Origin of the sequence: Methylomarinum vadi, from assembly GCF_000733935.1 — a bacterium.
Lineage (GTDB): Bacteria > Pseudomonadota > Gammaproteobacteria > Methylococcales > Methylomonadaceae > Methylomarinum > Methylomarinum vadi.
On record NZ_JPON01000001.1, the window covers coordinates 711,659 to 735,624 of the forward strand.

At 50.6% G+C, this 23,966-nt stretch carries 23 protein-coding genes; 8 read left to right on the forward strand and 15 right to left on the reverse strand.

The window, feature by feature from the left end; genetic code table 11:
• Positions 1-2: 2 nt before the first annotated feature.
• A complete protein-coding gene (gene clpS, locus EP25_RS0103725; RefSeq protein ID WP_031432651.1) occupies positions 3-326 on the reverse strand; it encodes an ATP-dependent Clp protease adapter ClpS in 324 nt (107 codons plus the stop codon).
• Positions 327-510: 184 nt separating this feature from the next.
• Between clpS and EP25_RS0103730 the strand changes: the two genes are divergently transcribed.
• The 3 genes from EP25_RS0103730 to purB are packed head-to-tail and all read left to right on the forward strand — an operon-like array spanning position 511 to position 3,454.
• Positions 511-972 (forward strand): NUDIX hydrolase, encoded by a 462-nt coding sequence (locus tag EP25_RS0103730; protein ID WP_031432652.1) that lies wholly within the window; start codon positions 511-513, stop codon positions 970-972.
• On the forward strand, positions 965-2,056 hold the full coding sequence (gene mnmA / locus EP25_RS0103735) for a tRNA 2-thiouridine(34) synthase MnmA (protein WP_031432653.1): 1,092 nt from the start codon (positions 965-967) through the stop codon (positions 2,054-2,056). Before EP25_RS0103730 ends, mnmA begins: the two co-directional genes overlap by 8 nt.
• Positions 2,057-2,092: 36 nt before the next feature.
• Positions 2,093-3,454, forward strand: coding sequence for an adenylosuccinate lyase (purB, locus tag EP25_RS0103740; RefSeq protein ID WP_031432654.1), 1,362 nt, complete (start codon positions 2,093-2,095; stop codon positions 3,452-3,454).
• A gap of 116 nt (positions 3,455-3,570) precedes the next feature.
• Here the strand turns inward: purB and EP25_RS0103745 are convergent, their stop codons facing one another.
• The 4 genes from EP25_RS0103745 to EP25_RS0103760 form a co-directional block, all read right to left on the reverse strand.
• Positions 3,571-4,059, reverse strand: coding sequence for a cytochrome P460 family protein (locus EP25_RS0103745; RefSeq protein ID WP_235185829.1), 489 nt, complete (start codon positions 4,057-4,059; stop codon positions 3,571-3,573).
• Positions 4,060-4,142: 83 nt separating this feature from the next.
• On the reverse strand, positions 4,143-4,829 hold the full coding sequence (mtnC, locus tag EP25_RS0103750) for an acireductone synthase (RefSeq protein ID WP_031432656.1): 687 nt from the start codon (positions 4,827-4,829) through the stop codon (positions 4,143-4,145).
• Complete coding sequence (locus tag EP25_RS0103755; protein ID WP_031432657.1) at positions 4,826-5,386, reverse strand: 1,2-dihydroxy-3-keto-5-methylthiopentene dioxygenase; 561 nt, start codon at positions 5,384-5,386, stop codon at positions 4,826-4,828. The genes mtnC and EP25_RS0103755 overlap by 4 nt, the downstream gene beginning before the upstream one ends.
• Positions 5,383-5,997: a methylthioribulose 1-phosphate dehydratase gene (locus EP25_RS0103760; RefSeq protein ID WP_200875013.1), complete on the reverse strand. Its 615-nt coding sequence runs from the start codon at positions 5,995-5,997 to the stop codon at positions 5,383-5,385. The genes EP25_RS0103755 and EP25_RS0103760 overlap by 4 nt, the downstream gene beginning before the upstream one ends.
• Before the next feature lie 282 nt (positions 5,998-6,279).
• Here EP25_RS0103760 and EP25_RS0103770 point away from each other — a divergent pair, with 282 nt between their 5' ends.
• Positions 6,280-7,599, forward strand: coding sequence for a pyridoxal-dependent decarboxylase (locus tag EP25_RS0103770; RefSeq protein ID WP_031432660.1), 1,320 nt, complete (start codon positions 6,280-6,282; stop codon positions 7,597-7,599).
• On the opposite strand, the gene EP25_RS0103775 is transcribed toward EP25_RS0103770, so the two are convergent.
• The 9 genes from EP25_RS0103775 to tusD all read right to left on the reverse strand — a co-directional run bounded on the left by EP25_RS0103775 (position 7,596) and on the right by tusD (position 14,004).
• Complete coding sequence (locus tag EP25_RS0103775) at positions 7,596-7,910, reverse strand: DUF1840 domain-containing protein (RefSeq protein WP_031432661.1); 315 nt, start codon at positions 7,908-7,910, stop codon at positions 7,596-7,598. The two genes, EP25_RS0103770 and EP25_RS0103775, sit on opposite strands and share 4 nt — an antisense overlap.
• 145 nt (positions 7,911-8,055) lie before the next feature.
• Entirely contained in the window at positions 8,056-9,138 is a 1,083-nt protein-coding gene (locus tag EP25_RS0103780) for a hypothetical protein (RefSeq protein ID WP_031432662.1), read from the reverse strand.
• Between the two features lie 13 nt (positions 9,139-9,151).
• Positions 9,152-9,877 (reverse strand): type III pantothenate kinase, encoded by a 726-nt coding sequence (locus tag EP25_RS0103785; RefSeq protein WP_031432663.1) that lies wholly within the window; start codon positions 9,875-9,877, stop codon positions 9,152-9,154.
• Positions 9,874-10,866: a bifunctional biotin--[acetyl-CoA-carboxylase] ligase/biotin operon repressor BirA gene (gene birA, locus EP25_RS0103790; RefSeq protein ID WP_031432664.1), complete on the reverse strand. Its 993-nt coding sequence runs from the start codon at positions 10,864-10,866 to the stop codon at positions 9,874-9,876. Before birA ends, EP25_RS0103785 begins: the two co-directional genes overlap by 4 nt.
• Before the next feature lie 16 nt (positions 10,867-10,882).
• Positions 10,883-11,467, reverse strand: coding sequence for a PilZ domain-containing protein (locus tag EP25_RS0103795; protein WP_031432665.1), 585 nt, complete (start codon positions 11,465-11,467; stop codon positions 10,883-10,885).
• A gap of 20 nt (positions 11,468-11,487) precedes the next feature.
• Positions 11,488-12,369, reverse strand: a complete 882-nt coding sequence (locus tag EP25_RS0103800; RefSeq protein WP_031432666.1) for a flagellar motor protein MotB — start codon at positions 12,367-12,369, stop codon at positions 11,488-11,490.
• Positions 12,369-13,133: a MotA/TolQ/ExbB proton channel family protein gene (locus tag EP25_RS0103805; protein ID WP_031432667.1), complete on the reverse strand. Its 765-nt coding sequence runs from the start codon at positions 13,131-13,133 to the stop codon at positions 12,369-12,371. Before EP25_RS0103805 ends, EP25_RS0103800 begins: the two co-directional genes overlap by 1 nt.
• Positions 13,134-13,248: 115 nt before the next feature.
• On the reverse strand, positions 13,249-13,605 hold the full coding sequence (tusC, locus tag EP25_RS0103810; RefSeq protein ID WP_031432668.1) for a sulfurtransferase complex subunit TusC: 357 nt from the start codon (positions 13,603-13,605) through the stop codon (positions 13,249-13,251).
• Positions 13,606-13,614: 9 nt separating this feature from the next.
• Positions 13,615-14,004, reverse strand: a complete 390-nt coding sequence (gene tusD, locus EP25_RS0103815) for a sulfurtransferase complex subunit TusD (RefSeq protein ID WP_031432669.1) — start codon at positions 14,002-14,004, stop codon at positions 13,615-13,617.
• Between the two features lie 54 nt (positions 14,005-14,058).
• Here tusD and EP25_RS0103820 point away from each other — a divergent pair, with 54 nt between their 5' ends.
• From EP25_RS0103820 to EP25_RS0103830, 3 genes are read left to right on the forward strand one after another with little or no spacing between them, the layout of a single operon-like run.
• Positions 14,059-15,069, forward strand: a complete 1,011-nt coding sequence (locus EP25_RS0103820; protein WP_051906370.1) for an ABC transporter substrate-binding protein — start codon at positions 14,059-14,061, stop codon at positions 15,067-15,069.
• Positions 15,066-18,470 (forward strand): EAL domain-containing protein, encoded by a 3,405-nt coding sequence (locus EP25_RS22380; RefSeq protein ID WP_051906371.1) that lies wholly within the window; start codon positions 15,066-15,068, stop codon positions 18,468-18,470. The genes EP25_RS0103820 and EP25_RS22380 overlap by 4 nt, the downstream gene beginning before the upstream one ends.
• Before the next feature lie 15 nt (positions 18,471-18,485).
• Positions 18,486-19,934, forward strand: a complete 1,449-nt coding sequence (locus tag EP25_RS0103830) for a M48 family metalloprotease (RefSeq protein WP_031432672.1) — start codon at positions 18,486-18,488, stop codon at positions 19,932-19,934.
• A gap of 515 nt (positions 19,935-20,449) precedes the next feature.
• On the opposite strand, the gene EP25_RS0103835 is transcribed toward EP25_RS0103830, so the two are convergent.
• Positions 20,450-22,768, reverse strand: a complete 2,319-nt coding sequence (locus EP25_RS0103835; protein ID WP_031432673.1) for a TonB-dependent receptor — start codon at positions 22,766-22,768, stop codon at positions 20,450-20,452.
• A 198-nt stretch (positions 22,769-22,966) separates the two neighbouring features.
• Here EP25_RS0103835 and EP25_RS0103840 point away from each other — a divergent pair, with 198 nt between their 5' ends.
• Complete coding sequence (locus EP25_RS0103840; RefSeq protein ID WP_031432674.1) at positions 22,967-23,896, forward strand: ZIP family metal transporter; 930 nt, start codon at positions 22,967-22,969, stop codon at positions 23,894-23,896.
• The last annotated feature ends 70 nt before the right edge of the window (positions 23,897-23,966 follow it).

The following is a 23,966-nucleotide window of genomic DNA, read 5'->3' on the forward strand; positions in this document are numbered from 1 at the left end:
CTTTACGCTTCTTCCATTGTACACATCAATGGATGCTGATGTTCCCGCGAATATTCATTAACGATATGCACTTTGGTTTCCGCGACATCTTTGGTGTAAACCCCACAAACTCCCACGCCTTGGGTGTGAACCTGCAACATCACCTGGGTCGCCCTATCTTCATTCATATTGAAAAAACTCTTCAGAATTTCGACGACAAAATCCATCGGGGTAAAGTCGTCATTCAGCAAGATAACTTTAAAAAGCGGCGGTCTCTTTAATTTCGGTTTTGCCTCCTGGACAGCCAAACCACTGTCGTTATCTCTATAAGGGTCAGTTCCGGACATTTTCTGCAATATAAACTTAGATCAATCAACGCTTAACATAGTGCTTTCGCCTACAAATTTCAATCTTTACAAACATCGAAATAGCAATTCTTGTAAAATATACAATTTATTTTCAGTGACTATTGACAACCTTGATGGATAACAAGTTTCGCGCCCGCACATCAACCTCTATCGGAGCTAACAGATGGTTTGGAAACCGCATGTTACAGTCGCGGCCGTGATCGAACAAAACAATCGCTTTCTGTTGGTTGAGGAACATACGCCTGACGGTTTGCGCTTGAACCAGCCGGCCGGTCATCTGGAAGAAAACGAAGACTTGATCTCGGCGGTCAAACGGGAAGTCAGCGAAGAAACCGCTTGGCAGTTTGAACCTGAAAATATCGTTTCGGTTCAATTGTGGCGAAAAAAACCCCACCATCCCAGTTTTTTGCGTTTTACTTTCTGCGGCCGGATTCATTCCCACGATCCATTGCAGCCGCTCGACGACGAAATCATCGGGACGCATTGGCTGAGCCGGGAAGCGATCGCCGCCAAACCAGAATTACTACGCAGTCCATTGGTCTTGATTTGCGTGGACAACTATTTGAGTGGCCAGCGTTATCCGCTGTCCATGTTGCAAGCATTCTTTGATTTAACAAATGAGTAAAAACATTATCGTCGGCATGTCCGGAGGGGTGGACTCCTCCGTCACCGCTCTAACCTTATTGGAACAAGGCCATCGGGTCACCGGTTTATTCATGAAAAACTGGGAAGAAGACGACGGCACCGAATATTGTACGGCCATGGAAGATTTGGCCGATGCGCAGCAGGTCTGCGACAAGTTGGGCATCGAACTGAAAACGGTCAATTTCGCGACCGAATATTGGGACGAAGTGTTCGAAGTTTTCTTGTCCGAATTCGCGGCGGGCCGCACGCCCAACCCCGATATTCTTTGCAACAAGCACGTAAAATTCAAAGCCTTTTTGAATTACGCCATCGAAGACCTGGGCGCCGAGTACATCGCCACCGGCCATTACGCCAGGGTCAGGGAAGAAAACGGCCAATTCTTCTTGTTGAAAGGCCTGGATCCGAACAAGGAACAAAGTTATTTCCTTTATACACTGGGACAACGGGCGCTGTCCAAAACGCTGTTCCCGATCGGCCACCTGCATAAACCGGAAATCCGCAAGATGGCGGAGAAAGCCGGTTTCGCCAACTACCGTAAAAAAGACAGCACCGGAATTTGCTTCATCGGCGAACGCAAATTCAAGGAATTCCTGCAACGCTATCTACCGACCCAGCCCGGCGAGATGCGCACCCCTGAAGGCCAATACATCGGCCGCCACCACGGTCTGATGTATTACACGCTAGGACAACGCCAGGGCTTGGGCATCGGCGGCGTCAAGAATGCGCCGGACGAGCCTTGGTACGTGCTCGACAAGGATCTGGACAACAACGTGCTGATCGTCGGCCAAGGCCACGACCATCCGCTGATGCTGCACAATACTTTGGAAGCCGCGCAACTGGATTGGTGCAGCAACAAACCGTTGACCGAGACCCTCGACTGCGCCGCCAAGACCCGCTACCGCCAACCCGACCAAGCTTGCCGCGTCGAGCCCATGGGAGAAGACCGAGTCAAAGTGACGTTCGAGCAAGCCCAGCGCGCCATCACCCCGGGCCAGTCGGTGGTGTTTTACGACGGCGAAATCTGCTTGGGCGGCGGCATTATCGAAACCAAATACAACCACTAAATTCAGAATGACTTTACACTTTCACAGGACATCATCATGACACATGCCCTTACCGCAATTTCACCGATCGACGGCCGCTACGCTTCCAAGGTAGAAGCGCTGCGTCCCATTTTCAGTGAATACGGCCTGATCCGATACCGCGTCGAAGTCGAGGTGCGCTGGCTGCAAGCCTTAGCCAAACATCCGCAAATCGGCGAAGTCGCGGAATTATCGGCCGCGGCGACAAAACTGTTGGACGACATCGTCGACCAATTTACCGAGGACGATGCGCAGCGCGTCAAGGACATCGAGAAAACCACCAATCATGACGTCAAGGCGGTCGAATATTTCCTGAAGGAAAAAATCACCGGCCACGCGGAACTGGAAAAAATCAGCGAGTTCTTTCACTTTGCCTGCACGTCCGAAGACATCAATAACCTGTCTTACGCGTTGATGCTGAAAGAAGGCCGCGCCGTCATTCTGGCGCAAATCGACGACTGCATCGACGCGATCAAAAAGGTCGCCTTGAAAACGGCGGCTCAACCGATGATGTCGCGCACCCACGGCCAAACCGCCAGCCCGACCACGACTGGCAAGGAATTCGCCAATGTCGCCGCGCGCATGCTGCGCCAGCGGGAACAACTGCAGGCCGTGCAATTACTGGGAAAAATCAACGGCGCGGTCGGCAATTACAACGCGCATAGCGTCGCCTACCCGGAGATCGACTGGGAAGTTTTCTCTAAAGACTTCGTCGAATCGCTGGGTCTGACCTGGAACCCCTACACCATACAAATCGAACCGCACGACTACATTGCAGAGTTTTTTCATGCCCTGTCCCGTTTCAATACCATTTTGTTGGACTTTGACCGGGATGTCTGGGGCTACATCTCGCTGGGTTATTTCAAGCAGAAAACGATCGCCGGCGAAGTCGGTTCATCGACCATGCCGCACAAGGTCAACCCGATCGATTTCGAAAATTCGGAAGGCAATCTGGGGATCGCCAACGCCCTGTTCGGATTCTTGAGCGAAAAACTGCCGGTTTCGCGTTGGCAACGGGATTTGACCGACTCGACGGTTTTGCGCAATATCGGCGTCGGCATCGCCCATACCAGCATCGCGATCCAATCCACACTTAAGGGCATTTCCAAACTGCAAATCAATGCCGACATGATCGAGGCCGACTTGGACAACAATTGGGAAGTTCTGGCGGAAGCGGTACAAACCGTGATGCGCCGTTACGGCATCGAAAAGCCGTATGAAAAGCTGAAGGAATTGACCCGTGGCCAACGCATTACCGCCGAAGGCATGCGCGAGTTCATCGAAAAACTGGACATCCCCGCCGATGCCAAGGCCGGACTACTGAAGATGACGCCGCGCGATTACACCGGCTACGCCGAGAAATTGGCCAGAAAAATATAACTGGGACTGAACGCGATAACCGATCGGCCATATCCATCGGCTATCGACGCTTATGAAACACCGAGCCGACGCGGAATTAACGTCGTCTCGGCGTTTCTCGCCAAACCTAAACAGCCTTATTGCAAGGCATCGAAGGTATAAACATAGTCATTGTCCTTCATCGGCGTGTGGCAAGCGAAGCATTTCGCCGATGTTTCGGCATCATGCATTTCCAGCTTGTTGTTGACCCAATGCGCGAAGCCCCAGCCGCCGGTCGCGGCATATTTCTTACTGTCCTTGATCATCGCCTCGGCGGCGGCGAAATCGCCGGGCACGACGGCTTGCGGCCAATTCGGATGTGCCCGTTCCTTCCATACCACTTTGGCCAACACCGTGCCGTCAGGCCACGGTTTGGTTTTATCGGCTCTTGCGGCTTCGATCGCGGTATCGTTGCCTAAAATAGCGCGCAGGGTCTTATTTTCCAGACGATGCGAGACGCTGATCAGGCGCCAATCCTTGTAAATGCTTTGTCCCGGCTTTTTAATGCTAGCCTTTTCGGCCCAGGCGGCCACGGAAAGAGTCAGACAGACCGCACCTAACGTCGTTTTCATGAGTGTTTTGTTCACTTCGCTTCTCCCGCTTGAGTTAAAAAACCTATCGAATCACTCGGTTTGTTTATAGCAAATCTAAACGCTGAAACCTAGTGGTTTCAAAAAGCCGCTAAATCGATCTCGGTAAAATTTCTGGACTGGCGATGTGGCGCCTGCGGATCGATCTCCGACCGCTCCCTGACCAGCCAGCCGGTTTGCAAACCGGCCTCGGCGGCGGCATCGAGTTCCTCCTTGATATCGGACAGAAACAGGATTTGCTGGGTCGGTATACTGATTTTCTCGGCGATAGCCCGGTAAGACTGGATTTCCCTTTTCGCCCCGATATGGGTATCGAAATAGGCGCTAAACAACGGGGTCAAATCGCCGTATTCGGTGTGCGCGAACAATAATTTTTGCGCATGGACGGAACCGGAAGAATAAACGTACAGCTCCACCCCTTGCCGCTTCCAGGCACGCAAGGACTCCACGGCGTCGGCATAGATATGGCCTTGAAAATCCCCCCGGCGATAACCCGCCTCCCAGATCAACCCTTGCAGGGATTTGAGCGGCGTCACCTTTTGGTCGCGGTCGATCCACTCGATCAATTGTTCGATCAGCGTTTCGATATCGATATCTCGGCCAACTTCTGAGCGAACATCGTCGAGCAAGCGCCGAACCGCTGCTTGTTGCCGATGTTTTCGGACGAAATCGGCGATATGATCGCGGGCATAGGGAAACAGCACCTCCTTGACGAACGACAACGACGAGGTCGTACCTTCAATATCGGTTACGATGGCGTTAATCATGCGCGCCCCGCCCGATATTGGTCGTAGCTCGGAAATCGTTTGGCGATATCGTCGCCGGTAAACCGGGCGACCCAGCCGTCTTCGGTGGTAAAAAAACGGATGCATTTGAAATCCGGGTTTTCGCCCATATCGAACCAATGCGTCACATTGGCCGGCACGCTGATCAAATCGCCCCGTTCGCACAACACCGCATAGACCTTATCGTCGACGTGCAAATAAAACAAACCGCTGCCTTCGACAAAAAAGCGTATTTCGAAATCGTCATGGGTATGTTCGTCGAGGAATTTCTGTCGTAAGGCGGCCTTGTCGGGATGACTCGGTTTTAGCCCGATGACGTCGACCGATTGAAAACGATATTGTTGCCTTAAACGATCGATCGAATCTCGGTAGGCGGCCAATACAGTATCGCCGTCGGCATCTTCGGCGAATTCCTGGCTGGCCTGCCAGCGTTCGAATTGCACGCCGATTTGCTGCAATTGTGCGGCGATATCATCGAAATCGGAAAACTGCCTGCCTGGTTCGGCGGAGCGATCGTTATAAACGGTTAATTGACTCATGATTTGACTCCGTGCATACGTATTTCACATTCGAATAAAAACTCCAGGGCTTCCAAATGTCTCAGCGTGTCCGCCACCGATCGCCCCCAGGTATAAAAACCATGACCCGCAATGATATAAGCATGTATAGCGCCATGCCTATCGAGATAATTTTCCACAGCCGAGGCCAGGCGCGGGATGTTTTGGTCATTGGCGAATATCGGTATCACAATCCGGGTCTCATGGGTATCGACGTCTTGCAGGGCCTTCAACAATTCGTAGCCTTCCAGCACCATCTCATTCTTGAAAAGGCGCGCGGCTAAGGTCGCGTTCAGCGAATGCGGATGCAGCACAGCCCGCACTTCGGGATAACGTTTATAGAGCGAGGTGTGCAGCAGCGTTTCGGCGGAAGGCTTTTTGCCGTCCAACGACCAGCCTTCGCCATCGACCAGCATGATATCGTCCTGCGTTAGCCGGCCTTTATGTTTACCCGACACGGTAATGGCGATACGGCCATCACTGAGTTTCGCGGAGAAATTGCCACTGGTGGCCGGCACCCAACCCTTGCTATCGATAAACTGTCCCGCGCTGATCAATTGCTCGGCGACACGATTGAATTCCCCATTGCTCATATTCATTCAAATCCTAAGTTAAATGCCTAGCCGTGTATTTTACGCCCAAATGCTAGCTGGCTTGAGGAAAATTATCCCCGCCATCGAGAACCGGCGATCTCTTGACAGGTATCGGCCTTACTCTATAGTTTTTCTAAAAGTGCAGGTTGGATTCGGTCGGGGCATTGACCGGATCCTTACGCAACCGTTGCCAGAAGGGATCTGAGTAAAATTTTGAACTTGACCTTCATTCACCTACTCGAATTGTTACGCTGAGTATCTTTTGTTTATGGTGGGGAGTTTATGCTTTCACGACGCCGTTTTTTAACCTTTAGCGCAACGGGTATGTTGGCGGCCACGGCCGGATGCCGTCCACAACATCTCGATTTGCTGTTAAACCTGGAAGGTTCGACAACCTCAGCCGAACTCTCCCTGGCGGAAAAGGCAAAATTAAAGCGTTTTAAAGACCTGATGTTGGGGTATCCGGTCAACATGAACACGCCGCCCGAGGATTTTTTTGCCTGGCGCCGGCAATTGCAGGATGCCGGAATCGGCATGTTCCCCTATAACAATGTCGGCAATCCGTTCCAAGCCAGTCCCTTCCCCTTCAACACCCACGATTTCGAGCGGGAGCTCATCCGCAATTTCGGCAAGGTGTATGCCTTTCCACCGGACGATACCTGGGGCTTTCTTTCCCACAGCGGAACCGACAGCAACATGCACGGCATGTACATGGGAAGAACTTTATTGAAAGCGCGCACGGGGATGATACCGAAAGCCTATTTCACCTGCGAAGCGCATTATTCGGTGCAAATTTTAAGGGACTTGCTGGGGCTTGAAACGGTTTTTGTCGACACCTTGCCGGACGGGGCCATGGATCCCGCCGACCTCGAAAGCAAATTGGCCGCCAACCCGGATTACCCTGCCCTGGTGGTCGCGACGATCGGCACGACCTTCAAGGGGGCGATCGACCCACTCGACCAAATTCGGCAAAAACTCGAAAATCATCCCAATTATCTGCACTTGGATGCGGCATTATTCGGCGGCTATCTGCCCCACACCGACCGGGCCAACGAGGTACTACAGCAGACAGCCGACAGTAGCGCGCGCTACGACTCCATTGCCGTTTCCTGTCATAAATTTTTCGGTTTCACGTCTCCCGCCGGCTTGTTCATTAGCCGACAAAGCCTGTTCGACGAATTCAACGAGCTGTTCAGCCGGATACATAATCCCGAGTATATTCACCATGTCCCCGGTACGATCACCTGCTCTCGCGACGGCGTCAAACCGGCCGAATTCTATTTTTATTCGACACCCTCGGCATTAACTAAACAAGCCGAGGACGCCGGCAACATGCTGCGCAATACGACTTATCTGATGGAACAAATGCAGCGCCATTTGCCGCCGCTGCAACCGATCCGCGCGAATGAGGCTTCCAATACGATTTATTTCAGAAAACCGGCCGATAACATTGTCAGAAAATATTCACTGGCAACCATGCACTTAAATAGCGAACAAGGGAAACAAGAGTATGCGCATGCCCTGGTCATGCCGCATGTCGATCGCCATATTATCGACGAATTCCTGACCGATCTGGAACACGACTTATCTTCAGGGAGTTAAGAATTCTTATCCCACATCACATTGCATTTTTCCCTTGCCGCGGCCTCGAGCAGTTCGACCAAGGGTAAAGCACGATGGGAAAGGCTCACCGCCGGTTCGCCCTCTTCTTCGTCCTTTTTTTCCACCGGTTCCGACAATTTTTGTTGTCGCTGAAGCTCAACCATAAGATGATTCAGAGCAGCGGGGACATCTTCGGCAAGAATGGCGCCGGGGACAGTCCCGCTACGCCCCATCATTTTCAATAATCGAACCGCTATGTCGCCGAACATCGTTATGCTGGCATAGGCCGAGCAAGAAAAGGTCACTAACACGCTCTGCTCCCGTTCAAAAGTAATCCAATCACATTGTATGCTGATCCTAGTTCAAATTCCGGCAGTGCCCAAATGTGACAAGCATTCCGGTAGCGATTTTGATCTACCAAGACTATCGTTACCTGAACTATTCGCGCAAGCCACATCATTGGCCGGCTTGGGACGAGTCGGCGCAATCTGTCACTGTCAGCGCTTCCGGCTGTTCAAGGGAGATTGCCTGGCGGACTCTGACATACAACACTTGTTCGTTTTTATACCGTTCTTGCATTTCGGCAGCGACATCCCTGTCGGCAAGCTGTCGAAGGAGTCTTTCGGCACGGAATTTTTCCCTGAACAAACCCAACGAGATCATTCCCTTCATTTCCCCCTTACGAAACAACCATAAATCGTTTACGCCTCTTTCCTTGAGCATCGCCTCGTTTTTTTTCGACTCGGCAAAAGTCTCTGCCGCCGGATAATAAACTAAATAGGCATGAGGGATTTGTTGTTCCTTATAAATGGGTTCGCTCCGTTTTCTATCGATTTGCTGATTATCTAGCCAGGCATTCAATTGTCGCTTGTTGCCGAAAGGACCGACTTCATAACAAACAGGAAGAATAGCTTCCTCCTCACCATCGTCTGCAGCTTCATCTAGCGCTTGTTCCGCTGTTACTACTTCAGCGGCTGGCTGGGAATCGGCAATATTGTTTGCCTGCTCAACTACCGTAATGGTTTCATCCTTAACAACACTCCGTTCGCTCCCGCTCTTCGCCCCCCCTTCCTGCAATGTTGAATCAGCTACACTTTCATCCTCTCCAGTATCCGCTCGCTCTGGTTGAGTCATCCTGGCTTCAGTTGCTTTCTCTCCGAGTGACGGTCTGTCCTGCCCGGCTCGGCCTGCTCGTCGTGTTTCGATTACATCGTGGTTTTCCAGGACGGGCGCACCACTATCATCCGATGACTGACTTCCGTTCATGTCATGCGCCATTGCCACCACTTGTCCGGCACCCTGGGCATCTGGAGCAACGATTTTCTCGTTGGGTTCATTTTTTGCTTCATTTTCTTCAGCGGACAATCCTCCGTCCGCCGCCACCGAGCGCTCTGGCAATTCGCTGAGCAAGAGAATTTGTTTTGCCGAGTGCTCCGCAGTTTTTGGAGAAGCTACTGTCAACTGGAACCGCTCTCGTTGCAGTTCCCAAAGAAAAAACATGACATTCGCCAAAATAACGGCGTAGAACCAGAATTTCATAAGCTACAGTGACTTACTGGCAATACAGTGCCATCCCTTTCAATACGAAATCCGGTTCGACCACGGTCCTGACGGCAAGATTACGGGCAATGACGCTAGCGTCGCCCCCGGTCAAAATAATATTTTGCTGATCGGGTTGCCGCGACAACGCCAGCTCAATCAACCCTACCGCGGCATAGAGCGTGCCGCAATAAATCGCCGCATCGGTGTGATCGGCCAACCCCGGACATTGCACGACCTCGCTAAAAGGCAGGTCGGCGGTGCCGTGCAACAGCGATTTTTTCATCAGCGTCAATCCGGGACTGATCAAACCGCCTAGATGTTGGCCCAGATCATCCAGAAAATCGACGGTAATCGCGGTACCGCAATCGACCACGCAGGCCTGTCCAGGATAAAAATGGCGTAATGCCAATAGGTTCAACCAACGGTCGATTCCCAATTTTTCCGGTTGCGCGTAAGCGTTCGTTACATTACAGGCAAAAGCGGAGGCAGCGGGTAGGACAATGTCGACATCCGGCCACAAAAGCTGGGCAATTTGGATTAGCTGTTCGACCCGATGATGCTCGACCACCGATGAAATCGCCAATACCTTAGGTCTGCTCAAATTCTTCCAGGACTGCACCAGTGGTTCGATATAATCGTCTTGACGATAATCCACGGCACCGCAAAAATTGACCTCGTTGAATTCTTCCACACCCCATTTCAATCTGGAGTTTCCGATATCGACCAAAATCTTCATAGCTTTCTAATACTTATTTCACCGGACGCAAAGGTTTTCACCCGCTGTTTTTCATCCTTGACCAGGAGCATACCTTGCTCGTCAACGCCTTCAACAACACCTTGATAGTATTGTTGCCCCAAATTGATATTGACGGCATTGCCTTGCATGCAGTCATAGCGACGCCATTCGTTCAAATAATCGCTTAAGCCCTGACGTTCGAATTCAGCCACCACCGGTAGGATATGATTAAGCAACACCGCCGCCAGCTGATTTCTAATGCTATGAGTCGGACGCCCAAGGATGGAATCCAAATCGATCCAAGCCTGGTCGATGTTAGCCGCCGCCTCTCGCGGAATGTAACAGTTTAATCCGAGACCGATTACCGCATCGCAGGGACCGCCCGCTTCGCCGGAAACTTCGATCAGAATGCCGGCCAGTTTTTTCTGGCGCCAATAGATATCATTAGGCCATTTCAAACCGACGCCTTCGATCCCCATTTCATTCAGCGCCCTGACCACGGCCACGCCAACGGCAAGGCTTAAGCCGGCCAGGGATGCCGGACCATTTTGATAGCGCCAAAGTAAAGAAAGATAAATATTACAACCAAACGGAGAAACCCAATTCCTCCCCCGGCGCCCTTTGCCGGCCGATTGAAACTCGGCAAAGCAAGCTATGCCTTGCATGCCGCTCGCATGGGCTTGTTGTAATAAATGGGTGTTAGTCGATGCGATGAGGTCGTGAATTTCGATGCCTTCCAGCAAGCCATCCGCTTGCTTCGATAAATAATGTTCGATTTCCTTCATAGACAGCAGTTGCAAAGGCCGGTGTAATTTATACCCCTTGCCGCTGACGGCGGTGAATTCGATACCGAGCTCGGCAAGCCCCTGCAATTGTTTACAGATCGCCGAACGGCTCACGCCTAGCGATTCCGACAACTCCGTGCCGGAATGAAAACCGCCGTCGGCCAGCAGATTCAGCACCGATTTTAGCTTGGAAGAAATGGCCATGTCGGAATCAGACTCTCTATGAACCTTGCTTGCTTTCTCGGATCTGTTGCATTTGTTTCTTGACGACATGCTTGATGAGCAGCTCCCTGTCATCATCCTTCATGTTGACATAATCGACTCCGACATAGAAAGGAAAATCCCCCCCAGCCACGTTTCTTTTGCAATGAATCACCTTGCCATAGGCGACGATAACGGCCATGCAGGAAGTCAGCATCATCCTGATTTCCAGAAATTCACCGGGATGCAAAGCTTCATCGACTTCGAACGCCAGGCCGGACGCGCTGATACTGACATTACGACTGTCGTGTTCACCAAATTCATTCCCTTGCATCATCACCGCCTGCGCAACCAAATGGATTTTGCTATCCAGGATCTTTAAATATTCGAACAGTTCGGGTTCGTTCTTTTCCAGCCGGGAGCCGACAATACGCGCTTCCTGGGACATCGCATCCAGAGCGGCCGCCAGCGAACAATTGCTGAGGACGTCGTCGGAAACATGGCTTAACGCAGTCACCATTTTTTCATCGACTCTTTTGTAGAATAAATTAACCGTATCCTCTATGCGGAAAAAACGGCGTCTTTCCTTTTGTTCGGAGTTCATAGGCAAGTTCCCGGGAGACATTATTGTAATTTTTCTTTTAATTCTTCGCTTTGGATAACCGTTGACTTTCTATCCAGAGCGGCGGTCGGATCATCCTGTTGGATAATGATCTCGACCCGCCTGTTCATGGCTCGGTGTTTAGGGGTGTCATTCGGCACCAACGGCCGAGTATCGGCATAACCTTCGACCACGATTCTTTTGGGATCGGTTTCCTTTTTTGTCAGCATATAATGCGCGACCGTCACCGAGCGCGAAGCCGAAAGTTCCCAGTTGGAACGATACCAGTCGGTAGCGATGGGTACATCGTCGGTATGACCGGCAATGGCTACCCGGCCCACCGAATGGTTGACCGATTCGGTGATCTTGTCCATGACCGGTTCGAAACCCGCTTTCAACACGGCACTACCGGAAGGAAAAGAACCTTTTTCATTGATTCGGATAATAATCCTGAGCCCCTCCGTTTCCACCGTCACCAACCCCTCATCGATTTCTTTTTTGAGCGATTTACGGATTTTTTCCGCCTGTTCCTTGATTTGATTAATCTTTTCTTCCAGGATTTTTTTCTTTAAATCTTCCATGTTTTCGGCACTGACATCAAGTTGGGTGTCATTTTGATTGGTCGACTGCTTGACCTCTTCCAGCAACGTGGGCTCGGTCTGCGCCGGGGAAAAATGCTGGGCGATAATGCTGGTGCCCATCGGCACGTCATCGGCGGGAATCTGCCTTTGCACGCCGAAAGCGTTCATCATCGACTCCGACATTTTCTTGAATTTATTCGCGTCCATCGTCGCAAACGACAACAGCAACACGAAAAAACACATGAGCAACGACATCAGATCGGCAAAAGTCGCCAACCACATCGGCGCCCCGACCGGCGGACATTTCGGACATTCCTTCGCCATCAGGACTCTCCGGCATCAGTCTGACGCTTTTTTTCTGATATGTAGGAATGGAGCAGCGCTTCCAATACCTTGGGATTCATTCCTTCCTGGATACCGCTGATAGTATCCAAAATCAATTCCTTATTGGCTTTTTCATAAACCAGTACGCTAGCCAACTTGTCGACCATCGGCAAGGCGAAACAGTTGGCCACGATGGCACCGTATAAAGTCGTCAACAAGGCTACCGCCATGGCCGGTCCGATACTGGCCGGGTCGGACATGTTAGCCAGCATCTGAACCAAACCAACCAACGTACCGATCATTCCCATCGCCGGTGCCAAATCGCCGACGCCTTTCCACATATCCTGCCCCACTTCGTTTCTACTGACCATCAAATCAATTTCCTGCTGCAGCATCTTTTTTACGAAGGCAGGGTCATGGCCATCGACGCATAAGCTGATCCCTTTCTGTAAAAAAGGGTGGGAAATCTCCTCCCCCTCCAAAGCTAGCAAACCATTTTTTCTCGCCACGTCAGCCAAGCGCACACCCTCGTCGATCAAATCGGCAGGATTGACTTTCTTATTCATGAAGGCTTTGCCCAAAATGGCGAAAGAACGCAAAAAGTCGGACAAGGAAACCCGCATCAAGGACACACCGAAGGTTCCGCCAAGAACGATCAAAAGAGAGGGAACATTGACGAACAACATGAGATCGCCCCCCGTCGCGATCGCCGCCGTAATAATCCCGATACCCAATAAAAATCCAACCAAGGATGCAATATCCACTTTTGACCTCGTCGTTAATCATTTGACACTGATGCATTGGTGCCATGTTCATCAGCAATTATTCTAGTATATTCATAAAAATTATTTTTTCCCGCCGGAATTCCCCGCGGTTCAATCAACCCGACAATATCACATCATGATGGCTTATCAATTCGTTGATATTGCGCCGGTATACTTCCCTTACCGGCAATATCAGATTGCCCGGTTTCAGGCCTCGCTCCTGTAACGATTCGACTTCGATAAAATAATCGCGGACATCATAAATTTCCAAGGCGCGAAAAATAGCCGCTGTATCCTTTAACTTGAATTTTTCCGGACTTTGTCCTTGGTGCAATTGTAGAACCCCGTCATCCAAAAATAACAAACTCACTCGCTGATCGAAAGCCGCGGCCGTTAAGACAATATCTAGCGTTTCTTGCAAATCCGTGCCATGATGGGGCGCATGACTCATGACAAATAATATTTTCCTCACGGTTTCCCCTCACGCGAATTCGATAAAGCGATCGGACGATAACATGCCTTCGACCAGTTGCCCTAGGCCGCCGATACGAAAACCCGAAGCCACATCATCATCTAACTTGCCTCGCCTTTTTGCTTCGTCGCTGCTCAACAAGCCGCGCCGTTGCGCCGCCGAGATGCAGACGACTAAATCCAACCGATGACGTTCGGCCAATTCGCTCCATTTTTTTGTCAGCTGCAATTCATCGTCCGGCGGCGTTACATATTTGAAAGCATGGTAAATGCCCTCTTTATAAAAAAAAACTCTGTCGATTTGATGATTCATTAGTAACGCTGTTTCGATAAAGCGGACAGCGCTTAATCCGCCATGGGAGGCAAAAGGGCTGCTGTTGACCTGAATCGTGAATTTCATAGCTTGATTGGGAAAAGATTTGAATTAGCATATACTTAAATAACGCATTTTAATATGATCACTTCGACCATGCCGGTTTATTTTACAGGACAAAAAATACTGAATAGGCGAACATACGCTCCTTTGTTGTCGTTACTGTTTTTTTGTTTAATGCTCATGGGCTGTGATGAAAAGCCTGTAAAGCCACTGAGAGTCGGCACCAATACTTGGATAGGCTACGAAACCCTATATCTCGCCAGAAATCTGGGCTTTCTGGACAGCGCTCCAATCCGTTTGGTCGAATTACCCTCTGCCACCGAAACGATTCACGCCTTTCGCAATCGCACTTTGGAAGTCGCTGCGTTGACATTGGATGAAACCCTGACGCTATTGGAATCGGAAAGCGACATCAAGATCATTTTGGTCATCGACTTTTCCCACGGCGGCGATGTCCTGCTGGCACAGCCTTCCATAACAACATTGCCGAAGCTCAAAGGCAAGCGTATTGGCGTTGAAAATACGGCGGTCGGGGCGATCCTATTGGACGGAGCTTTGTCCGAGGCTGGTCTCACGCCGGCCGATATCGAAATCGTTCCATTGACGGTCGACGAACACCTGTTCGCTTACCTGAACGGTGAAGTCGATGGCATAGTCACTTTCGAACCGGTCAAAAACCAACTATTGAGCGCGGGCGCGGTCAACCTTTTCGACAGCTCTCAAATACCGGAACGCATCGTCGACGTTCTTATCACGCGCCGCCAGGTCATTGAAGACCGCCCCCAAGATTTAAAACGATTGCTGTCGGCCTATTTCGAGGCCCTGGGTTATTTGGCCGAGGCTCCTCTCGATTCGGCCAAACGCATCGCTCCCCGTATGGGCTTGTCCAGCGACCAGATTTTGCCACAATACGCCGGACTAAAAATACCGGATATTACGGAAAATCGACAATTGCTGAAAAACGGCAATAGCCGATTAAAGGCCAATATAGCCAGATTGACAGAAATTATGTACCGGAAGGAATTGTTATTTAAACCGATCGACACCCGTTCTCTCACCGACGCTTCGTTACTGCCGGGAACTTCATGAGAACATTCAACCTACGTTTGTGGATACCCTTATTGGTACTGATTTCAAGCAATCTGGTCATTGCCGCCATGATATTGTTTCAAACGGCACAGCTAGGCAACAATTTGCGCCAGGAAAGCCAAGCTTACGTCCAACAACTGATGTCGCAGCTGCAAAGAAGGATTGAGGAAGATTATTCTCATCGAAATTTGCATAATATCGAACAGGAAATCAGCGCATTCGGCACCGTTCCCGAAATCAGCGCCTTGAGCGTAATCGATCAGAACGGTAAAGTCGAATTCGCTCTGCGCTATACCTGGAAAAACCGGCCTATAGAGCAGGTTTATAATCGTTTCGACAGGAACCTGTTCAACGAAGTTGTCGATAGCAAACAATTTCATATCGAATATTTTCCCGAACAACACACCATTCAAGCGTATTATCCGATACGCTTGAGTTCAAATGACAAACACATCCGGACCACGAAATACGGCATACTTTATATAGATTACGACCTGAGCCAACAGTTCGCTCTGATATGGCACGATACGCTGGTCGAGAGCGTTTTTTTATGGCTGCTTTGCCTGGTCTTCATATTATTTCTAGTGCACATTTTGACCAAACTGGTAACCCATCCCGTTACTCGGCTGGTCTCGGTCATACAACAATACACCAAGGATGAAAAGCCAATCAGTTCCGGCTTGACCGGAAACGGTGAGCTGGCGGTTTTGGGGCGTTCCTTCGACCAACTTACCCGGAGTCTAGCTGAGAACCACCGAGCATTAATTCAACAGAAAAACCTTTACAACACCCTCAGCAAGACCAACCGTTTAATCACCCGGGTGACGGATCAACGCACTTTGCTCGATGAAACCTGTCGGATCATCGTCGAACATGGCGGTTTCGTATTGAGTTGGATCAGCCTGCTCGAACAACAGCGCGAACAGGAAGATATTTTCGCCAGCTCGGGTCCGGCCAAGGAGTTCATACAACAACCACAAGTGACTTTACTCTGCGCCTCCGATGTTATCCATCACCGCATAGAGGAACACGGCTTCATCGTCATCAATGATTACCAACATTCGCCGCTGACCCGTTCGGTGCATGAGTTTGCCCACCAATTCAATATTGCTGCCGGCGCGGCCTTCGCCATCAAGCGCTTCGACTGCATGGTTGCAATCTTGAAAATCTATTCCGATCGTCGCAATTTTTTCAACGAGGATATCGTCGCTTTACTACGCAGCATGGCCGATGACATTTCCTATGCCTTAAACAATTTAAGACTAACCGAAATCAGGCAACAAGCGGAAAACGATTTGCGCGAACGCGAAGAAAACTTGTCCATTACCCTGAATGCAATCGGCGATGCAGTTATCGCCACCGACGCACAGGGTTTGATTACCCGCATGAATCCAGTCGCGGAAAAACTCACCGGCTGGCATCTGGACAACGCCAAAGGCCGGCCCCTGCGGGAGGTTTTTCACATCGTTAATACGCTGACCCGGCAACCCGCGGAGAGTCCGGTAAAAAAGGTGTTGAAACGAGGAGGAATAGTCGGACTTGCCAATCATACCTCTCTGATTGCCAAAAACGGCAATGAATACCAAATAGCCGACAGCGCGGCACCTATAACCAATCGAGAAGGTAAAACCATCGGCGTCATTCTGGTTTTTCAGGACGTTTCGGAACAATACCGCATCGAGGCCGAACGGAAAGAAAACGAACAACGCTTCCGCCATGCCAACGAAGTGTCAGGCACCTATGTCTGGGAGCTGGATAAACGACTGCGCTACACCTATCTCACCGAACAAGTCCAGCGCGTGAAGGGTTACGCTCGTGAACAGTTACTTGGCCGCCAACCTTTCGAATTCATGCCGGAAGAAGATGCCGAACACTGCCGCCGCATTGTCAAGGATGCCATCGCCGTGCGAGGCGGTTTTACCTTGAACCACCGCAACATCACGGCGAATGGAGAAGTTTTTTGGGAAGAAGTAAAAGGTCAAGTCCTGATGGACGGCAACGGCGCAGCCTACAAAATTCTTGGCGCCGGTATCAGCATCAACGAACGTAAACGGGCGGAGGCGGAAATCAAGCAACTGGCGTACTACGATCCGCTAACCAATCTGCCTAACCGGCGCATGATCACGGACAGGTTAAGACACCAATTACCGGCCGCTAAAAGACATCATTATTTCGGTGCCATTTTGTTTTTCGATTTGGATCATTTTAAAAACCTCAATGATTCGCTGGGACATAATGCCGGCGATGAACTGTTGGTTCAAATAGCGCGCCGCCTGGAAGGCTTATTGCGCGCCGAAGATACCGCGGCAAGATTGGGCGGCGACGAATTCGTCGTGTTATTGGACAATATCGGCAACAATGAGATCGATGCGGTCGATAAGGTGCGCAATGTGACGGAAAAAATACACCGGAATCTGCACAATACTTATTTTCTGGGAGGGCACGAATACCATTTGAGCCTCAGCATCGGCATCACCCTTTATCCCCAGGACGACCTGAGCGCAAATGAGCTGCTGAAACAGGCCGATACCGCCCTGTACCAAGCCAAAGCACAAGGACGCAATCATTTCCAGTTTTTTCGCCAGGAAATGCAGGAAGCGGCGCACCAGCGCTTGCAGATGGAAAAAGAATTGCATGCGGCGTTGGCAAGCAATCAGTTACAGCTGTACTATCAACCACAATTGAATGCCGAGGGCGGCGTCATTGGCGCCGAGGCGTTAATCCGTTGGCATCATCCTGAAAAAGGCCCTATCAGTCCGGAACAATTTATATCGATCGCCGAGGAATGCGGACTGATATTGAAGCTGGGCCGCTGGGTCCTGCAAACCGCAATCTTGCAAATGAGCACATGGCTGGACAATGGCATCATGACACCCCGGCAAACACTGTCCATTAATATCAGTCCCAAACAATTTAAACAAGAAACATTCGTCGACGAAGTTTCCATGATCATTCGCCAATACAATCTTCCGCCCGGCACTATCATTCTGGAAATCACGGAAAATTTATTACTGACCGACATCAACGATATTATCGACAAAATGCGCCAGTTGAAGGAAATCGGCGTCGACTTTTCCATAGACGACTTCGGTACCGGCTATTCGTCATTGGTGTATCTAAAACGACTCCCCCTGGGAGAGTTGAAAATAGACAAAAACTTCGTCGACGACATCAACCATGATGTCAACGACCGGGTCATCATCGAAACCATTATCGCAATGGCCAAGCATATGAAGCTGCAAGTCATCGCCGAAGGCGTCGAAACGCGCGAGCAAATAGATTTCTTGAAAATGCAGGGCTGCCATCATTACCAGGGCTATTACTTCAGCAAACCGTTGCCACGCAGCGCCTTCGAAAGCTATCTCACCGAACATCCCCAAGATGAACTAAACTCCGGCTAGCCGGTCATATCCCGCATGAAAATTACTTGTTTTATTCTCGCCTTTTTGCTGGGCTTTTCCTCCACTGTGACGGCGATGGATATCGATAAAATCGAATTGCCCGACATGGGCGACTCCTCGGGCACTCTGATTTCGCCAAAACAAGAACAAGAACTGGGGGAAGCTTTTTTTCGCAATCTTCACGCTCAAATCAAAATTAATGAAGACCCCGAAATCCAACAGTATATCGAAACGATAGGACATCAACTGGTCGTCAACAGTGACGCTCCCGGCTATCCGTTTCATTTTTTTGTCGTGATCGATAAAGAAATCAATGCCTTTGCCGGCCCAGGCGGCTATATCGGCGTCAATTCCGGCCTGTTTCTGCTGACCGAAGCGGAAAGCGAACTGGCCTCGGTGATGGCCCACGAGGTGGCGCACGTCACGCAGCGTCATTTGTACCGTGCGTTCGAGGCGGCCAGCAAATTATCTTTGCCGACAGCCGCCGCCATGCTGGCGGCAATCCTGTTAGGCACTCAATCCCCCGAATTGGGTCAAGCCGCGATCATGGCTGTGCAGGCCGGTAGCGCCCAATTTCAAATTGATTTTACCCGTGACAACGAGATGGAGGCCGACCGCGTAGGCATGCAGACACTGGCCAACGCCGATTACGACCCTCGCAGCATGCCGGTATTCTTCGAACGGCTGCAACAATCGACCCGTTACTACGGTCAAGGGATACCGGAATTCCTCCGTACCCACCCGGTATCGGCTTCCCGCATCGCCGATACCCGGGGGCGTGCCGATAAATATCCTTACAAACAATATCCGGATTCCAAAGGCTATCAGTTGGCGAAAGCCAAGCTTAGAGTGCTGACCGGCAAAGATGACAGCGACACCTTGCAATATTTCCAGGTACGAGAGCATCAGGGAACCGATTTCCAACGCGCCGTCGCCAGTTACGGAATCGCCTTGGTCAAGCTTAAGACACAACAATTCGATGCCGCGGAAAAAACCTTTCGTCAACTCGCCGAACGCTATCCCAACCAGCCGCAATTCGCCACCGCATTGGCGCGGACGGCTTTGGACAGCCGCCAATTCGACAAGGCCTTAAGCTTGTTTAAACAAGCTTTGTATAACTTTCCCAACGACACGGCGATAAAAATTGAATTGATCGAAACGCTGTTGAAAACCGGGCATGCCGACCAAGCTTTGCAAACCTTGAAGACGCTGGATAGCGGTCTGCAAAAAAGACCGATTTATTATGAACTCATGGCGCAATCCGAAGCCGCATTGGACCAGGAAGTGGAATCGCATCGCTACATGGCTGAATATTATTATGCCAAGGGGCAAACGGAAGCCGCCATTATGCAAATCAAGTTGGCCAAACAAGGCAATAAACTGAATTTTTATCAACAAGCGATTCTAAACGAACGCATGGAGTTCTTTCTTAATGAAGAAAGACAGCGCAAACGAAATCAATAACCGGCACATGTTGCGAGAGAATTTCATTTTATAAGAAATATCTTATTTTTTTAAGTTACTGTAATTTATAACTATTTTTGTGTCGACACCTTTTTTTTTTATAAAATCATTTTTTTTGATGGACACCTAAGTTTTTTTTGATATAAACTCTTACGCAACTTACGGAGTGAGTTCGACATTAAGTCGTTATATGAGGAGGAGAGCGGCCTGATTAGAAGGCTATTGACAACAACTATAATAAATATATAGTAACTGCTTAGTTATTATTGCCTAAAGGCAAGCATACACATCCAAAACAATAATAAAAACAAACATTGGAGATGCCCGCGTAAAGCGGGCTTTTTATTGCCCGCAGGAAAATCGCCCGGCCTCAGTTTTCCCTGAGCTTCAACCTTTATATCCTTGATAATCTAAGCACGCAAGACATTCCTATCGTTTTCAGATTTTTTAATTTTTGGCGTAAAAAACCGGGAACGATCGTTACGCCCCCGGTCGGTTGGCCCCCTTCTTTGTCTTTACAACGTGATCCTCACGCCAACCCAGCCCGCTCTTGGCGCACCCGGCGACACGAAACGCGGATTGTCGAAGTCATCTCCCAGTACCTCGTCCGCTTCGCCATAAACGCCAAAGGTTTTGTAATCGCGGTCAAAGATATTGTCAATCTTGCCGAACACAGTCAGATAATCCGTGACCTTGACTTCGGTTCGCGCATTGAACAGCCAATAGCCGCCCAGCGGATCGGTCAGATTAGCTTCGTCGCCACGAAAATACTGCTCGCCGCTGTATTGAGTATCGATCGCCAGCGACCAGCGTTGCCATAACGTCACACCCAAAGTGGCTTTATAGAGATGCTCGGGCAACCCCGGTATCCTGTCTCCACGCCTCACCCTCGCGGCCTCGTCGTTATCCAGAGGATTTTGAATCGTGAAACCGTCCAGGTAGCGCGCGTTCAGATACGTATAATTGGTGGAAAAATGCCAATCGTCGATCTCGCTGAACAATTGCGGCAAGCCCACGCTGAATCCGCTTTCGACACCATAACGCAATGTCTGGCCGACATTGCTGAAGTAGCCTTCGCTAAGACTGTCGCCGTCACGACGGAAAATGATGTCGTCGTGATTGGTGGTATGGAAAAAGCCGACATTCCACGACAAACGCCCCTCGCCCATCAACTCGTTGAGGTTGCCGCGAAAACCGGTTTCCCAGGATTTCGCCACCACCTGGTCCAACGGCGGATCCGCCAAGAAGGAATTCGGCAAGCGGCAAGGATCTTCCGGATCGGCGCAACTTAACTCCATCGGCGTCGGCACCCGCGACGATTCGCTGTAGCTGCCGTACATCGTCACGTTATCCAGCATTCTCCAAGTATAGCCGACCGAAGGATTGAAGCGCTCGAAATTATGGTGGCCACTCAACTTGTCTTCCCCATCGAGAAAACGGGACCGCATATTACGCATATCGATGCTGGTATGATTGTAGCGGCCGGCGAAAGTCACGTCGAAATCGTCGGTCAGCGAAAAGGTGTCGCTGAAATAGAAGCTGTAGTTTTCCGTCGTCGTGTTCAATCTGACCCGCGCCTCATCGATCAAAATACCGCTTCCGATCGTCCCGCGCGAATCGGTCAACTGCGCCAGCTCGGTGTCCGACTCGAAATGGACATCGGCGTAATCGTAGGCGGCGCCGAAGATGAAACTGTTTTCATGCCCGAAGATATCATGGCTGAACAACGACTGTATCGTGCCGCCGGTGCTGCGCATGTGGGTCTGGCTGGTATTGTTGGTCGCACCTTCAACACTGTCAGAGGCAGCCACCGGACTAGCAAAAATATCTTCGACAATCTCGTTTTCTTCATCACAGAGTAAACCGTTTGGAGGATCACATTCCTCGAAATCGCTATCGTCGCCGTTGAATGTCTTGATTCGGTTCTGTCTGAAATAGGCGTTGCCGCTCAACTGGATGTTATCGGTCACGTCGAAACTTCCCGACAATTCGGAAAAGAACATACGGGTAATGGTCTGGTCCGGATGAGTGAAGATCGCCTTTCGCTGTAGATTGTGGAGCTGTTCAGGCACCGCGCCGTTGCCCTTCATGTCGTTGTCGTTGGCGCCCAAGGTCAAATCCAGACTGCCGCGCTCGTTACGCCAACTCAAGGTGCCGAATACCTGTTGCGCCGAGGTCGGGGAAAAATCGCGCCAGCCTTCCTCGTCGAAATGGCGCAGATCGATGAAATAGCCAAAAGTGCCGTTGTTCCAGCCGCTGCTCAATTCCTCGGAGTGCCGGTCCCAGGAGCCGCCATAGGCTTCGAGTCGATGACCGGGCGCGGAAAAACCGGTCTTGGTCTTGACCGAAATCGCGCCGCCCAGGGTATTCAAACCATAAACCGGGTTCGAGCCCGGACTCAACGTCATCGTGTCGATCGCACCTGGAGGTAACAAATCCCAGTTAACCGAATCGCCGAAGGGTTCGTTGAAGCGCACACCATTGACATAAACCGACAAACCCTGCGGTAACCCCAGCAACGGGGAGGCGACAAAACCACGGTAATAGACGTCTGGCTGTAACGGATTGTTCTGCGCTTCGTTGATATGCACGCTGCCCATATAGCGATTCATATAATCGGACAGGGAAAGGCTTTGTGCGTCTTGCAATTGTTCCGAGGTGACCGTCTGCACATGAGCGGGTACTTTTTCCGCAGCAATTTCTCCACTTTGCAGCGGCGTTATACCGATGACTTCGACGGTATCCAGTCTGACCGCCGGTTTTTCATCGGCAAGCGCCTCCCCGATTCCGCTCAAGCAGAATAAAGGCAGCAGGCCTGGCACAACTTTCTTCATCTCTCTCTCGTGTTCAGCAAAAAAGGAAAATAATAATGAAAATAGGCGGCTGCATACACCGTCAAAACCAAAAAAGGAAAAATTCCCAGGAGAATTGATCACGTCCCTTATAAAAATGAATCGATAGCAAAACCATACTTTTGGTCATGGGTTTGGCTATAATGGCGACACTCCATAATTAGAAAAACAGGAAATTCCATGGCAAATATTCAAACCTTCCTAGAAGCCCAGTATTCCCGTTTACAAGCCAGCCCTTATTATCAGAAAATCATGGCCCAGCCGCAGCCGCAACGTAATCTTTCGTTAATCGGATTGTTTCTGCTCTCTCAACTAGTTATCTTCGGCGGCTTATATCTGTTCTTCGGCAAAATTGTCGTTCTCGGATTTATCGCCAGTATTTTGGCCGGCTTGGCAACCGGCGTCGGAGCACTTCCGGCCATATTGTTCAAAAAAATCTCGCCGCGCGTATTCAGCAGCATGCTGGGGATGGCGGCCGGCGTCATGTTGGCGGCAACGGCCTTCTCGCTGGTCGTTCCCGGCATCGAATTCGGCGACCAGCTTTGGCCCAACAAGGGGCTGTGGGTCACCTGCGCCGGCATGATCATAGGTGCCTGGTTCCTGCATTATGCCGATGAGAAATTACCTCATCTACATCTGGATTCCGCGCCGGGCGCTAACCTGGACACCTTGCAGAAAATTTCCCTGTTCATCGTCGCCATCACGATCCACAATTTCCCCGAAGGCATGTCGGTCGGGGTCAGCTTCGGTGCCGGCGATGTCAAAAACGGCACCGTGCTCGCGATCGCCATCGGCCTGCAAAACATGCCCGAAGGACTGGCGGTGGCACTACCGTTGCTCGGCCTGGGCTACAACAAATGGAAGGCAGTCGGCATCGCCACGCTGACCGGGCTGGTCGAGCCGGTCGGAGGGCTGCTGGGCGCGACGATGGTTTCGGTATTTTCCCCGATTCTGCCGATCGCTATGGGATTCGCCGCCGGCGCCATGCTATTCGTCATCAGCGAGGAAATCATTCCGGAAACGCACGCTACCGGCCGGTCACGGGTCGCCACCTTCGCGCTGATGGCCGGCTTCATTGTCATGTTGTCTTTGGAGAAAATTCTCGGTTAATTTTTGCGGCCCTGATTACTTTCGGACATTTTTTACTATCCAGGATCAGTTTAAACGCCCGGACCGCCTT